The sequence below is a fragment of the Rhodococcus sp. P4_F5 genome (genome assembly GCF_056401315.1).
This window is the reverse complement of sequence record NZ_JBFUJP010000005.1, coordinates 27,726-40,609: the sequence shown is the minus strand read 5'-3', so window position 1 is coordinate 40,609 and position 12,884 is coordinate 27,726. Positions and strand designations below refer to the sequence as shown.

15 protein-coding genes are annotated in these 12,884 nt (G+C 70.3%); 3 read left to right on the top strand and 12 right to left on the bottom strand.

What is annotated here, in order from left to right; genetic code table 11:
- Positions 1 to 114 precede the first annotated feature (114 nt).
- Positions 115 to 2,004 (bottom strand): ABC transporter ATP-binding protein, encoded by a 1,890-nt coding sequence (locus AC1DU4_RS04475; protein WP_477837870.1) that lies wholly within the window; start codon positions 2,002 to 2,004, stop codon positions 115 to 117.
- 372 nt (positions 2,005 to 2,376) lie between these two features.
- A complete protein-coding gene (locus AC1DU4_RS04470; RefSeq protein WP_477837869.1) occupies positions 2,377 to 2,847 on the bottom strand; it encodes a cupin domain-containing protein in 471 nt (156 codons plus the stop codon).
- A 243-nt stretch (positions 2,848 to 3,090) separates the two neighbouring features.
- Here AC1DU4_RS04470 and AC1DU4_RS04465 point away from each other — a divergent pair, with 243 nt between their 5' ends.
- Positions 3,091 to 3,579, top strand: a complete 489-nt coding sequence (locus AC1DU4_RS04465; RefSeq protein ID WP_477837868.1) for a DUF8021 domain-containing protein — start codon at positions 3,091 to 3,093, stop codon at positions 3,577 to 3,579.
- A gap of 18 nt (positions 3,580 to 3,597) precedes the next feature.
- On the opposite strand, the gene AC1DU4_RS04460 is transcribed toward AC1DU4_RS04465, so the two are convergent.
- Positions 3,598 to 3,915: a hypothetical protein gene (locus AC1DU4_RS04460; protein WP_477837867.1), complete on the bottom strand. Its 318-nt coding sequence runs from the start codon at positions 3,913 to 3,915 to the stop codon at positions 3,598 to 3,600.
- Between the two features lie 118 nt (positions 3,916 to 4,033).
- Between AC1DU4_RS04460 and AC1DU4_RS04455 the strand changes: the two genes are divergently transcribed.
- Both AC1DU4_RS04455 and AC1DU4_RS04450 read left to right on the top strand, forming a co-directional pair.
- Entirely contained in the window at positions 4,034 to 4,249 is a 216-nt protein-coding gene (locus AC1DU4_RS04455) for a helix-turn-helix domain-containing protein (protein ID WP_072842656.1), read from the top strand.
- A gap of 4 nt (positions 4,250 to 4,253) precedes the next feature.
- Positions 4,254 to 4,838: a Clp protease N-terminal domain-containing protein gene (locus AC1DU4_RS04450; RefSeq protein WP_477837866.1), complete on the top strand. Its 585-nt coding sequence runs from the start codon at positions 4,254 to 4,256 to the stop codon at positions 4,836 to 4,838.
- A 16-nt stretch (positions 4,839 to 4,854) separates the two neighbouring features.
- On the opposite strand, the gene AC1DU4_RS04445 is transcribed toward AC1DU4_RS04450, so the two are convergent.
- The 9 genes from AC1DU4_RS04445 to AC1DU4_RS04405 form a co-directional block, all read right to left on the bottom strand.
- The gene (locus AC1DU4_RS04445) at positions 4,855 to 5,160 is read right to left on the bottom strand and encodes a hypothetical protein (protein WP_477837865.1); all 306 of its coding nucleotides are present in this window, start codon (positions 5,158 to 5,160) and stop codon (positions 4,855 to 4,857) included.
- Between the two features lie 125 nt (positions 5,161 to 5,285).
- Entirely contained in the window at positions 5,286 to 5,804 is a 519-nt protein-coding gene (locus tag AC1DU4_RS04440) for a GNAT family N-acetyltransferase (protein ID WP_477837864.1), read from the bottom strand.
- 85 nt (positions 5,805 to 5,889) lie between these two features.
- Positions 5,890 to 6,978, bottom strand: a complete 1,089-nt coding sequence (locus tag AC1DU4_RS04435; protein ID WP_477837863.1) for an ABC transporter ATP-binding protein — start codon at positions 6,976 to 6,978, stop codon at positions 5,890 to 5,892.
- On the bottom strand, positions 6,975 to 7,919 hold the full coding sequence (locus AC1DU4_RS04430) for an ABC transporter permease (protein ID WP_477837862.1): 945 nt from the start codon (positions 7,917 to 7,919) through the stop codon (positions 6,975 to 6,977). Before AC1DU4_RS04430 ends, AC1DU4_RS04435 begins: the two co-directional genes overlap by 4 nt.
- The gene (locus AC1DU4_RS04425) at positions 7,907 to 8,785 is read right to left on the bottom strand and encodes an ABC transporter permease (RefSeq protein WP_477837861.1); all 879 of its coding nucleotides are present in this window, start codon (positions 8,783 to 8,785) and stop codon (positions 7,907 to 7,909) included. Before AC1DU4_RS04425 ends, AC1DU4_RS04430 begins: the two co-directional genes overlap by 13 nt.
- Positions 8,782 to 9,918, bottom strand: coding sequence for an ABC transporter substrate-binding protein (locus tag AC1DU4_RS04420; RefSeq protein WP_477837860.1), 1,137 nt, complete (start codon positions 9,916 to 9,918; stop codon positions 8,782 to 8,784). The genes AC1DU4_RS04425 and AC1DU4_RS04420 overlap by 4 nt, the downstream gene beginning before the upstream one ends.
- A gap of 39 nt (positions 9,919 to 9,957) precedes the next feature.
- Positions 9,958 to 11,085, bottom strand: a complete 1,128-nt coding sequence (locus AC1DU4_RS04415) for a TIGR03364 family FAD-dependent oxidoreductase (RefSeq protein WP_477837859.1) — start codon at positions 11,083 to 11,085, stop codon at positions 9,958 to 9,960.
- A gap of 44 nt (positions 11,086 to 11,129) precedes the next feature.
- Positions 11,130 to 11,813, bottom strand: a complete 684-nt coding sequence (locus AC1DU4_RS04410) for a phosphonatase-like hydrolase (protein ID WP_477837858.1) — start codon at positions 11,811 to 11,813, stop codon at positions 11,130 to 11,132.
- Between the two features lie 146 nt (positions 11,814 to 11,959).
- Positions 11,960 to 12,769, bottom strand: a complete 810-nt coding sequence (locus tag AC1DU4_RS04405) for an alkaline phosphatase family protein (protein ID WP_477837857.1) — start codon at positions 12,767 to 12,769, stop codon at positions 11,960 to 11,962.
- Positions 12,770 to 12,884 lie beyond the last annotated feature (115 nt).

The following is a 12,884-nucleotide window of genomic DNA, read 5'->3' as shown; positions in this document are numbered from 1 at the left end:
CCGCCCGGCCCCGACCTGCCTGGCCATGACCTGCCCGGCCGTGGTCCGACAACCCGACGACCGTCGCCCGGGTCGAGACCCGGGCGACGGCAGCAGGCGGGTGCGGACCCGCGGTCAGCGGGCGGGCACCTGGACCTCGGCGTCGCCGTCCGCGAACTGGGTGCGGTAGAGCTCCTCGTACCGGCCGCGGGCCGCGAGCAGTTCGGTGTGGCTGCCCCGCTCGACCACCCGGCCGTCCTCGACGACCAGGATGAGGTCGGCGGCCCGGATCGTGGAGAGACGGTGCGCGATCACCACCGAGGTCCGCCCGGCCAGCGCCTCGGCGAGGGCGGCCTGCACGGCCGCCTCCGAGGTGGAGTCCAGGTGCGCGGTGGCCTCGTCGAGGATCACCACCCGCGGGTGCGCGAGCAGCAGTCGCGCGATGGTCAGGCGCTGGCGTTCGCCGCCGGAGAGCCGGTAGCCGCGCTCGCCGACGACGGTGGACAGCCCCTCCGGCAGGGACTCGACGAGATCGGTCAGGCGGGCCCGGCCGAGCACCTCCCACAGCTCCTCGTCGGTGGCCCCGGGCTTGGCCAGCACGAGGTTCGCCCGCACCGACTCGTGGAAGAGGTGGCCGTCCTGGGTGACCATCCCCACCGACTGGCGGATCGACGCCGCGGACAGGTCCCGTACGTCCACCCCGGACAGCCGGACGGCGCCGGAGTCGGTGTCGTAGAGGCGTGGCAACAGCTGCGCGATCGTCGACTTGCCTGCCCCGGATGAGCCGACCAGCGCCACCATCTGCCCGGGCTCGACGCGGAACGAGACGTCGTGCAGCACCTGCACCCCGCCCCGCGTGTCCAGCCCGGCGACCTCTTCGAGGGATGCCAGCGACACCTTGTCCGCCGACGGATAGGCGAAGTCGACGCCGTCGAACTCGACGGCGACCGGGCCGTCGGGCAGCGGCCTCGGGTGCTCGGGCTCGGCGATCAGCGGCGGCAGGTCCAGCACCTCGAAGACCCGCTCGAAGCTGACCAGCGCGCTCATCACGTCGACGCGGGCGCTGGCCAGCGACGTCAGGGGCGCATACAGCCGGGTCAGCAGCAGTGCCAGCGAGACCACCGAACCGGCATCCAGCGTGCCCGCCAGCGCGAACCAGCCGCCCAGGCCGTACACCAGGGCCAGCGCGAGCGCGGAGACCAGCGTCAGGGCCGTCACGAACGCGGACTGCGTCATCGCGGTGCGGACGCCGATGTCACGGACCCGCCGGGCCCGCAGCTCGAACTGGGCGGACTCGTCGGCAGGCCGGCCGAACAGCTTGACCAGGGTGGCGCCCGGTGCGGAGAAGCGCTCGGTCATCTGGGTGCTCATCGAGGCGTTCAGGTTGGCGGCCTCACGCTGCATCCCCGCCATCCGCCGGCCGATCCGCCGCGCGGGCAGCACGAACACCGGCAGCAGCAGCAGCGAGAGCAGGGTGATCTGCCAGGAGATTCCGAGCATCACCACCAGCGTCAGGGTCAGCGTCACCAGGTTCGCGACCACTCCGGAGAGGGTGTTGCTGAAGGCCCGCTGGGCGCCGATGACGTCGTTGTTGAGCCGGCTGACCAGCGCGCCGGTGCGGGTGCGGGTGAAGAACGCGATCGGCATCTTCTGGACGTGGTCGAAGACGGCCGTCCGCAGGTCCAGGATCAGGCCCTCGCCGATGCTCGACGAGAGGAACCGGTTGTAGAGCCCGAGCGCGGCCTCGACGATCGCGATCACCGCGATCAGCAGCGCGAGCCGCACCACGACGCCGGTGTCGGAGCCGGAGACGATGGCGTCGACGACGCGGCCGGCCAGCACCGGGGTGGCGACCGCCAGCGCCGCGGTCGCGACGCTGATCACGAGGAACATCACCAGCCGACGTCGGTGCGGCTGCGCGAATCCGAGGATCCGGCGCAGCGTCGCGCGGGAGAAGGGACGTTTTTCGTCCTGTGCGGTCATCATCTGGTGCATCGAGGACCAGGCAACCGATTCCATGCTCATGGGGGGTGGACCTCTCGGTGTTCGTTGTTGACCGGTGCAACGCTACGAGGCGGGTGTGACATCCCGTTCCACGCCTCGCCTGCCCGACGGTAGGACCTCAAGTGCACTTCAGGTCAAATCCGCCGCGAACTCGACCCCGCTCAGCCCGGGACGAAGGCCCGGATGTCGCCGGCGGTCAGCTCCGGCTCCTCGAAGTTGGGCCGGCGGGTGTGCTCGAGCCGGCGCCGTAGGTCGTCGAGCACGTCCAGGGGCACGTCGACGGTAAGGGGGGTCGTTCCATGGGTCCGCCGTCGGGGACGATTCGTGGTCTCCGACGGACCCTGGGAGCGATCGCGGACGGTCACGGTCCGCAATCGGAGGTGCTGCGTCGGGTCAGGGGCAGTGGGCCGGCGCGTCCTGCGAGAAGGGTTCGCCGTCGGGCAGCGCGTAGGTCACCAGCAGCACGACGGGCGTGGTGCCGAGGTTGCGCCCGACGTGGTCGCCGGTGGGTTCCTCGGTGACCCAGGACCCCGCGGGCGACGCCTGCTGCGAGCAGTCGGCGAACACCCGGGTGAGCGTCCCCTCGGCCACCAGTCCCTGGACGTGGCCGCGGTGGTGGTGCCATCCAGTACTGCCGCCGGGCGCGATCACGATCCGCCGCAGCGTCGTCGACACCTGTTCGGGCACCGCGGGGTGGCCGGCCGGCGGCCCGGGCAGCCAGGACCCGGGGATCTCGAACTGGGTGAGGGTCTCGGCGGTGACCCCCTGCGACGGCGTCGCGTGTGCGGGGGCGACGGCGCCGAGTAGGGCCGAGGCGAGGGCGGCGGGGGCGGCGAGCTTGGCAAACGTGGTCACGGCAGGCATGTCCGGGTCCGTTCGGTCCGGAGATCCTCGGGGCGCCGCGGGTCGCGGCCCCTGGGCGAGGCGCTCTCCCCCTCGATGGTGACGCAGAGGCGGGCGCTCGCGCCGTCGAATGCCCCAGAACGTCCTGCACGAAGTGGAGCGGCACGCCGCGGAGCCGACTCGGCGTTCCGGGCTCGACCGCGTCCCCTTCGGTTGATCGGCCGAACGTCGGACCGCGCGGGTGGCGCTCACTAGGATCGCGGCATGCGCACCCGTCGAGTTCTCACCCTGTCCGTCACGGCCGCCGTCGTCGCCCTGGTCGCCGCCGGGCGGACCTCCGGCCGCGTCGCCGGAGGCCCCGCGATCTCCGCGGACCCGTCACGCCCCGACTCCGCCCGGGAGGCGGTGGCCCGCGCCTACATCGACGCGCTGATCTCCCACGACTCGAGCGCCGTCCGGTTCGCCCCCCGCGCCACCCGCGTCGAGGCGGGCCTCAAGACCGGGTTCTCCGGTTCGCAGATGACGTGGGACCTCGCGCACGGCCCGCAGTACCGGGTCATCCAGGGCATCCGGGACCTCGAGATGTCCGAGTCCGGGGACGTGGTGTCGACCCGCTACCTGCTCGACGCGGGGATCGCCGGGGCCCGGCTGATGACCGTCGAGATCGTCGAGACCTTCGAGGTCCGGGACGGCGCGATCCACGCGATCGTCGCGCGCATCACCCCGAAGTCTCTCGGCAACTCGGGCTCGTAGGACGGGCCCGGGGCGGCGTCAGCCCTTGCTGACCAGCTGCGCGACGAGCGCGGTACCGACGGCGACAGCGCCGACGGACGGCCAGGCGCCGATCTTCTTCGCCAGCGGGTGGGACGCGCCGAACGCCCCCACGTAGGTGCCCAGCAGGGCCGCCCCGCGGGCCGCGCCGGAGGTCCGCACCCAGTTGGTGGTGCACACGGCGCCGACGACGGCGAGGACCGCGCCGCCGAGTTGCCGGTTCTCGGTCTGCCGGGCCACGGCGTAGCCGCCGACGAGTCCCGCCGCGGCAAGCGCGGAGGTGGCGGTCTTGGGCAGGGTGGCGTCGAACACGGACATCGGCTGGGCTCCTCGGGGTCGGTCGGACGGGCTGGACACCACCGTAGCCGCGGTCCCAGCCGACCCCGATCTGTCAACCTCTCTTGACGCCTCCATGTTGTCAATCTAAATTGACAACATGACCGAGGCAACGTCACTCGCGGCGGCGGCAGGCAGTCCCGACCCGAAGGTCGGGCTCCGGGCCGTCCTTGCCCTTCGCCGACTGCTCGAACGGCTCGAGGCCATCCAGGTACAGAACGCCCGCGACCAGGGCTGGTCCTGGCAGGCCATCGCGGAGTCGCTCGAGGTCAGCAGGCAGGCGGTCCACCAGAAGCACAACCGGAGAGGGCGGTAGTCCCATGTTCGAACGGTTCACGACGCAGGCCCGCGAGGCCGTGATCGACGCGCAGGCCGAGGCCAAGGCGCTGAAGGCGCCCCGGATCGAGGTCGTGCACCTCCTGCTCGGCGTGCTGGTCGGCGCCGCGGGCACTCCGCTCGGGGCGGACCTCTCCGACACCGGGCTCACGATCGCGGACACCCGCGCGGAGGTCGCGCGCCGACGCGGCGGGCAGGCCCTCGGTGAGGAGGACGCGGCGGCGCTGCGGTCGATCGGCATCGACCTCGACGCGGTGCGGGAGAGCCTCGACGCCACCTTCGGCGAGGACGCGCTCGACCGCGCGGAGTCGGCGGAGACCACGGAGCGGCGCGGCTGGTTCGGGCTGAAGGGGAGCGGGCACATCCCGTTCACCCCGGGTGCGAAGAAGGCGATCGAGCTGTCACTGCGAGAGGCGTTGGCCCGCAAGGACGGTCACATCGGCGCCGAGCACCTGCTGCTGGGCGTCGTCCGTGGGGGCGACGACGACGCGGCCGCGGTGATCGCCCGACACCTGACACCCGCCGAGCTGCGGGGCCGGGTACTCGCGCTGCTCGACCGCGCGGCCTAGGACCGGGCCCGCCCGGTCAGAAGGTGCCCGCGGCCTCGACGCCGGCGAGGAACTCCAGGGACGGCGGCATCTGGGCGCCGGCCTTCTTGGTGACGGTGGCGATCTTCGGGTTGTCGTCGAAGAAGTTCTGGAAGGCCTCGACGGAGTCCCATTCGTCGATCGCGACGAGTTCGCCGATGCCCTCGGCGAACCGGTGGTGCCGGGCGCCGCTCTTCTTGGCCTCGGTACCGATTTCTTCGAGCAGTGCCGCGTTGTCGGCGAGGGTCTTCTTGGCCGCCGAAATGTCCGCAACGAGGAATCGCACGATGACGAGTGTGCTCATGATGGGCTCCTTGCCCTCGGTGATCACACGCCCGGACTCCCGTGCGCTCGAACTCCGGTGCCGGACGACCCTCCCAGTATTACGCGCCCGCGCCGGTCGGTACCACCTGGGCAATCCCGGCCCGCCTACCCGGTGCCGCCGACCGCGCGCCGCATGGTGACCCGCGGCCAGGCGTCGAGACCGTGCGCGCGCTCGTGCTCGCGGATCGACCGCAACCCGGCGGGCAACGTCTCCGCCGCCATCGCCCGGAACCCGAGTCGGTCGTAGTACGGCGCATTCCAGGGGACGTCGACGAAGGTGGTCAGGGTCAGCCACGCCAGCCCATGCCCGGCCGCCCAGCGGTCCACCTCGTCGATCAGGGCCGAGCCGATCCGGTGCCCGGCCGCCGCGGGGTGCACCGTGACCTGCTCGAGGTGGGCGCCGCCGTCGACCTCCAGGGCCAGCGCGTAGCCGACGGGGCGGTCCGCGGCGTCGACCGCGACCCAGGCCCGGCCGTCGACCTGGTACGCCGCCAGGTCCTCGACGGTCGGGGGTGCGTCGTCGGCCACGGCGTCCATGCCGAGCGCGCGGAAGGCCTCACCGGCCGCCACCTCGATTGCGGGCAGCAGGGCGAGGTCACTGTCGGTTGCAGGACGGATCAGCATGTGTGGCGCCACCTCTCGGCTGCTCGTCCTGCCGTCGTCGGTCAGCAGGCGCAGCAGCGGACTCGAGTATGGCAGCGCCGGTCGACTAGCTCACAGCCACGAGTCCCGGTGAGGCGACGGCATTCCCCGCGGCGTCTTCCCTCAGCGCCGGCCGCCTGCGCAGGCGAATGTCGACCCGTTGACCTACCGGGGTTGCCATGGCCAGGTGGGACGGCAGGTCGATCCGCACCGGGTGCTCGCCGACGCCGGTTCGGACGGTGACGCGGGTGGTCGACCCCATGAACAGATGCCCCACCACCTCACCCGCTCCGGAGGCGCTGGGTTCGCAGCTCAATGCCTCCGGCCGGACGAACAACTTGTCTGGCGACTGCGACCGCCGCGGCTGCCACACGCTCGGAATCGGTGCGCCGCGAGGAATCTCCAGAACATTGGTGGTCCCCACGAAGGTGGCGACGAACTCGGTGGCGGGGTCGTTGTACAGCGTTGTGGGGGACGCGATCTGCTCGATCCGGCCGGCGCGCATCACGGCCACTCGGTCGGCCATCGCCAGGGCCTCCTCCTGGTCGTGGGTCACGAACAGCACAGTCACCCCCAGCCGTAGCTGGATCTGTCGGATCTCCTCGCGAAGCGACGCCCGCACCTGGGCGTCCAGGGCCGAGAGAGGCTCGTCCAGCAGCAGGATTCCCGGGCTCGTGGCCAGTGCCCGCGCCAGCGCCACCCGCTGCTGCTGTCCGCCGGAGAGCTGGGCTGGGTACCGGTCGTCGAAGCCGCGCATGCCGATGACGTCGAGCAACTCGCGCACCCGCGCGGTTCTCTCGGCACGCGGTGCCTTCCGCAGCGCGAGCCCGTACGCGATGTTCTGTGCGACGGTCAGGTGTGGGAACAGGCTGTAGGACTGGAACACCATCCCGACGCCGCGGCGGTGCGCGGGCACGTCGGTCACCGGCGCACCGGCGATCTTCACGATTCCGGTGGTCGGCGTCTCGAACCCGCCGAGGATGCGCAGCGCGGTGGTCTTCCCGCATCCCGATGGGCCGAGCAGTGCGACGAACTCGCCCGGCTCGATCCGCAGGTCGAGGCTGTCGAGGACGGTGTTGTCTCCGAACTTCTTGGTGACGCCGACGTATTCGACCTCGGCGCCGGCCCCGTGGTGTGGGCTGAAGTGGTTTCTCACGGCTGTACCTTCCTGGCCTTGGTGGCACGGGTGGCGCTGAGCATGACGACGATCATCAGGGCCCAGCTGAGCAGGGTGACGAGCAGCGACAGCGAGATGGAGCTGCGGAAGTTGTTGCCGGCCAGCGTCAGTAGCTCGACGGACAGTGTGTGGTAGCCCAGGGTGGCGGAGACGGTGTACTCCGCCATCCCGGCGGACAGCCCGAAGAACAGGCAGAACCACAGCGCCGGAACGATGTTCGGCAGCAGGACGGTGACCATGGCGGTTCGGGTCGGGGCGCCGAGGCTGCGTGCGCCCTCCATCAGTGTGCGCAGCGGGACGGCGGTCAACGCGGCGTCGAGGACCCGATAGGTGAAGGGCAGCAGCATCACGATGTAGGTGCCGACCAGAACGATCGGGAAGCTCGGGTGCTGGAGGAACTGGCTGACGGCGGCCGGGGCCGACCCGCGTCCGAAGCTCGAGCCGTACTTGAGCGTTGCGGTGATCCCGGCAACCAGGGCAATCCCCGGGATCACCAGCGGCAGCGTGCAGATCACCTCGACGAGGGTGCGAAACCGCGGTGCCCGCAGGTGGACGTAGACCATCGTCGGCACCAGCAGCCCGACCAGGCCCGCGACCGAGACCAGTGCCAGCCCGACGGAGAACACCAGCGCCGTCATCACCCCGTTCGAGGAGAACGCGTCGAGGTACGCGGCGAACGTCCAGCCCCGGTTCGGCAACCACACGCTGTACTGCAGCGAGGCGATCATCGGTACCGCGAAGTAGAGCGCGACGACGGCGATCAGTCCCCACGCCGCCGCCCGCGGTACCCGCACGACCCGCGGTAACCGAGGCAGCCGTGGCCGACGGGAGGCCGTGGCGTCCGGCACCGGCCGGGCGACCGGGGATGCCACATCGGCGTCGAGGAGGCCCGGGGCCGGCCGCTCGTCTACGACAGCCATGCCCGGCTCCTTCGTTGCAGCGGCAGGTACGCCAGCAGCGTCACCGCCGCGATGAGCACCAGGTTCACGCTCATGGCCATCGCCACGTTCTCGAGGCCCGCGGCGTTGCCGCCGGACAGGGCGCCGGCGATCTTGAGGGTGATCAGCGAGAAGCCCGCGCCCCCGACCAGGGCCGCGGCCGAGACGTGGGTGGCCAGCGAGGCGCCGAAGAGCAGCACGAAGCCACTGGTCACCGCCGGCAGCACGATCGGGACGCCCACGGTGCGCCAGAACTGCCGCGGCGTCGCGCCCAGGGCCGCGGCCGCGTCCTTCCACTCCTGGCGCAGCGCAACCATGGTCGGGTAGCTGACCATGACCATCGTCGGGATCAGGAAGTACTGGTACATCAGCACCAGTCCGGCCGCGCTGTACAGGCTGAAGGAGGTCTCGTCCAGGTTGAACAGACGGGTGAGCACGCCGGTGCTGCCCAGTACGACGATGAACGAGAATGCCAGGCTGACCCCGCCGGAGTTGGCGAGCACGCTCGAGAGCACCGTGGTGACCTTCTGCAGGCGTTCGGAGCCGGTGTACACGATCGCCTGGGTGAGCAGGACGCCGAGGACGGTGGCGATGGTAGCGGCAACCAGGCTGACACCGAGGCTGGTGAGCATGGCGTCACCCGCCGAGCCGGTGAAGCTGGCCCGGAAGTTGTCCAGCGAGAACACCTTCGACCGTGGGTTGTCGGGGTCGGTGATCAGGAAGGCCGAGACGACCAGGCCGACGAGGGGCAGCCCCAGGAAGACGGCGGTGAAGGCGAGGAAGGGGATCAGGCCCGAGATCCCCTGCAGTGCGGCCGGCAGCCGGCCCACCCGAGGCTGCGGACTCATCTGTTGACCGTCTCGTCCCAGTTGGCGTTCAGGGTCTTCTTGGCGGCCTCCCGCTGGGCCGCGGAGGCCAGCGTCGCGGCACCGGTGACCGGCGGCAGCGCCGCCTCGGCGTTCGGGTCCAGGGTGCCCGACGCCCGCATCTCCTCCATCCGGGCCGGGCGGGTCTTGCCGGCGAGGAAGATGTTCTGGCCCTCGTCGCTGAAGATGTACTCCATCCACAGCCGCGCGGCAGCCGGGTTCGGGGCGTCGGCGTTGATCGAGGCCGCGTAGTACTCCGACCACAGGGCATCGGTGGGTACGTGTACCTCGAACGGGATGCCGGCGGACTTCAGCTCTTCCGCGGAGGCGATGTTCGTGTAGTCCCATGCCACCACGATCGGGGTCTCGCCGCGCTCGATGGTGCCGTTGTTCGGCGTCACCGGGGCCTGGTTGCCGTTGCGCACGAGCGAGCCGATGAACTCGATGCCGGGGGTGATGTCGTCGAGGGAACCGCCGTTGGCCAGCGACATTGCCCAGACTGCGTTGAACTGCATGTTCCCGGTCTGTGGGTCCTCCAGTGCGGCCACCTGGCCTCGGTACTGCGGGTCGGCGAGTGCGGCGAAGGAGGTCGGGCAGGTACGCACCCGGGAGGCGTCGCAGCCGATGCTCATGTAGCCGCCGTACTGGCTCGTCCACTGCCGGTCCTGCTGGTGCATGGCGGCCGGCAGTCGAGCTGCGCCGACGGGGGTGTACGAGGCCAGCAGGCCCTTGGCGGCGGCGGCGTCGGCGAACGGGATGCCGGTGTCGAGGTAGTCCAGCGAGCGGTCCTGGCCGATGCGTTGTTCGATCGCGTTGACCTGGTCCTGGCTGGTGCCCTGCGAGGTGTCGTTGACGACCTCGATGCCGTACTTCGCCGAGAACGCGTCGAGCAGTTCGCCGTAGTTGGCCCAGGTCGGGTACAGCCCCATCACATTCAACTTGCCCTCGGCCTGGGCAGCCTCGACCAGGGCGTCCATGCCGCCACCGGCCGCCGCGGACTCGGCGGTGCGCCATCCGTCCGAGGACGTGTCACCGGTGGCGGAACAACCGGTCAGGGACAAGGTCACGGCCGCGGCGAGCGCGACGAGGACCGATCTCGAATTGGGACGCTTCATAGTGCTTTCTCTCGTCTGCGAAGGTTGTGGGCGTGGTGTTCAGCGGGCCGCGGCAGGTGTGAGCGCGGCCTCGAGCACGTGCTCTGCGAGCCCGAACGCGGTGGTCATGCCGGTGCCGTTGGTGACGCTGACGTAGCGGACCCGAGGAGTGGGCTCGGCGATCAGGAAGTCGACCTGCGTGGACGAGGCGTACTCGCCGGTCCAACGTCGGCGCACGGTCAGGTCCGCGCCCAGCAGTTGCCGGAACTCGCGCAGCAGCACGTCGTCGATGGCCTCGTCGCGGAACGGGTCGTGGGTGTGTCCGTAGACGTGGGTGTCGCCGACGACGAGCCGGCCGTTGGGGCGTTGTGACATCTTGAGGTTCACCAGGAGTTCGAACAGGTCGGGTGTTGTCCGTTCGATCCGGGCCCGGACCTCCTGTGCCGCAGCGCATCCGCTCAGTCCCTTGTAGCGCAGCACGGACAGCCCGGTGAGCAGCACCGGGTCGAAGTGCGAGCCGGTCGGGCAGTCGAGTTCGAGCATGTGCAGGGAGCAGCGCTGCAGGTCGATCTCTTCGGCCGTGCTCGGGCTGAGCATGTCGGTGTCGTGTCCGACGGCAACCACGATCTCGGTGGCCCGGATCTCGCCCCTGCTGGTGTGCACCACACCCTCGTCGAGGCCGGTGACGTTGGTCCGGAAGCGGAACTCGACACCTTCCTCGGACAGGTAGCGGGCCAGCGCGGGGATGGCCTCGGGGGAGCTGACCCGGACGTCCTCGGTGAACAGGGCGCCGCCCCGCAATGCCGGGTCCTTGATCGAGGCATGCCGTGAAACCGCGTCGCGGTCCAGCAGCGCGACCTCTCCGTCGCGCTGGGATGCGAACTCCCGCAACAGTTCCACCTCGTCGTCTGCCCGGGCCACCACCAGCGTGCCCAGCTCGCCGACCCAGAACCCCGCGCGGGCACCGAAGTTCAGCCAGTGCCTGCGCCCGGCCTTCGCGTACGCGAGGCCCTCCCCGCTCTGCGCGGTGATGCCGACGTGCCCGAAATTCCGGACCGACGCGCCCACCGGACGGTCGTGACGCTCGACGACCACGACGCGGAGCCCCCGGTCCAGGGCGAGGGCCGCATGGGCGAGGCCGACGATGCCCGACCCGACCACCGCCAGGTCGAACTGATCTTGTGACATTGATCGAGACATGACGATTCCCGTGTTCGGTGCTGACGCCGGCGTCAGACGCCGAGGAGCTCGGGCAGGTCCTGCACGTCGCAGACGTCCGTGTGGGGGAAGGTCTGCAGCAACTCGACGGACTGCGCACCGGTGCTGACGGCGACCACGAAGCGCGCGCCTGCATTCGTGCCGGAGACCAGGTCCAGCTCGGTGTCACCGGCCGAGAGCACCTGCTGCGGGTCCTCGATTCCGAAGACCTCCATCGCGTGCAGGACCAGGTCCGGCGCGGGCCTGCCCGCGGCGACGTCGTCGGCCGTCACCACGAGGTCCACGGTGTGCTCCGGGCCCTCGCCGACCGTCCAGCCGATGTTGTCGAGGATCAGTGCCGCGATCGAGCGGCTGAAGCCGGTGGTCAGCGCGACCCGAATGCCGTTGGCGCGAAGGCGGGCCAACGCGTCCTCGACACCCGGCAGTGCCTTCGGCGGATGGGCGACGTACRCCGACACCAGTTCGACCCGGAAGTCCTGGTACATCTGTTCCACGGTCGCCGTCGAGGAGTCCATGCCGAACTCGTCGAGGAAGGCCCGGATGGCGTCGCGCTTGTTCGCGCCCATCGCCGACCGCAACTGCTCTTCGCTGAGGGTCGTGCGGGTCACGGCCTCGACGGTCTTCTTCAGCGATGCGTACACGGCACCGCCCTCGTCGATGGTGGTGCCGGCCATGTCGAGTGCTACGAGCGAGAGCAAGGGGTACTCCTCAGTCAATGGAAAAGCCGCACAACGGACTTTTCGGGTACCCGGAAAAATTAGCCAGCAGAGGTGGACCGAATGTGGTGCCGTGGTTGAGGATTGCTGTCCGTCAGGTGAATAGGGAGCGAAATGGCGGACAGGACTTACTGATTCAGGTAGTCGAGGATCAGCGGCGTCAGTTCGGCCGGCTCGACACGATCCGGCCACTCGACATCGGGGCGCCCGAACCGGTGGGTGACGACGAACGATGCTCGCTCCTCGTCACTTGCGCCGCCGTGCCCCCCGGAGTCGAGGTGGCCGTGATCGGTGGTGACGACCAAGAGCCAGTCCTCGTCCAGGGATTCGGCCCGGGCCGCGATGCATTCCGTCAGGGTCCGCAGGTGCGAGTCCACGAGCGCAAGGGCGACGCCGTACTCGTCGGACCGGGCGCCGTGCAGGTGCCCGGCATCGTCGGCCGAGCAGAAGTAGACGAAGTTGACGTCCGGCCCCTCGTTGACGAGCATCCACCGAGCCTGGGCCATGATCTGGGCGTCGGCCTCCGGGTACCCGTTGGTCTCGCCGTCGCGCACCACCACGCGATGCAGGCCGGCGACCGCCTGCTCGCGCCGCTCGTGGACGACCGGCCCGAGCCCTCCGGCGGCGACGAGCGGCGGCCAGCTCGCAGCCGCGAATGTGGTCGTCGTCTGATCGGCGTAGAAGGCCCGACTCAGCAGGTCGGGGTGGGCGGCCAGGCGCTTGCCGACGAAGCTGTTGTCGAGCACCCCGTGTTCCGGGTACGAGGCACCCGTCAGGATCGTGGACCAGCTCGGGCCCGACAGGGTGGGCGGCTCGACGGTCATCTCGTGCCGACGACCCGCGTCGGCAAGCTTCGCGAGCCACGGCATGCCGCGCTCCGTGAGCGCGATGTCCGCGCGCACTCCGTCGACACCGAACAGACACACCTTGCGACGCACCGGTACCACCACTCATCTCAGAAGGGCTCCGGGACGCTCGTCGTCCCGAAACGTGATCAATCGTCCGAATCGGCTCAAACGAGGCTCACACTTCCGGTTGTCCGATTCCGCGCAG

Coding starts and splice junctions, on each gene's coding strand:
- AC1DU4_RS04470 (WP_477837869.1), bottom strand. CDS start 2,847: ATGCCTGCCGTGACCACGTTTGCCAAGCTCGCCGCCCCCGCCGCCCTC.
- AC1DU4_RS04415 (WP_477837859.1), bottom strand. CDS start 11,085: ATGTCACAAGATCAGTTCGACCTGGCGGTGGTCGGGTCGGGCATCGTC.
- AC1DU4_RS04475 (WP_477837870.1), bottom strand. CDS start 2,004: ATGAGCATGGAATCGGTTGCCTGGTCCTCGATGCACCAGATGATGACC.
- AC1DU4_RS04450 (WP_477837866.1), top strand. CDS start 4,254: ATGTTCGAACGGTTCACGACGCAGGCCCGCGAGGCCGTGATCGACGCG.
- AC1DU4_RS04420 (WP_477837860.1), bottom strand. CDS start 9,918: ATGAAGCGTCCCAATTCGAGATCGGTCCTCGTCGCGCTCGCCGCGGCC.
- AC1DU4_RS04425 (WP_477837861.1), bottom strand. CDS start 8,785: ATGAGTCCGCAGCCTCGGGTGGGCCGGCTGCCGGCCGCACTGCAGGGG.
- AC1DU4_RS04460 (WP_477837867.1), bottom strand. CDS start 3,915: ATGTCCGTGTTCGACGCCACCCTGCCCAAGACCGCCACCTCCGCGCTT.
- AC1DU4_RS04465 (WP_477837868.1), top strand. CDS start 3,091: ATGCGCACCCGTCGAGTTCTCACCCTGTCCGTCACGGCCGCCGTCGTC.
- AC1DU4_RS04455 (WP_072842656.1), top strand. CDS start 4,034: ATGACCGAGGCAACGTCACTCGCGGCGGCGGCAGGCAGTCCCGACCCG.
- AC1DU4_RS04445 (WP_477837865.1), bottom strand. CDS start 5,160: ATGAGCACACTCGTCATCGTGCGATTCCTCGTTGCGGACATTTCGGCG.
- AC1DU4_RS04440 (WP_477837864.1), bottom strand. CDS start 5,804: ATGCTGATCCGTCCTGCAACCGACAGTGACCTCGCCCTGCTGCCCGCA.
- AC1DU4_RS04430 (WP_477837862.1), bottom strand. CDS start 7,919: ATGGCTGTCGTAGACGAGCGGCCGGCCCCGGGCCTCCTCGACGCCGAT.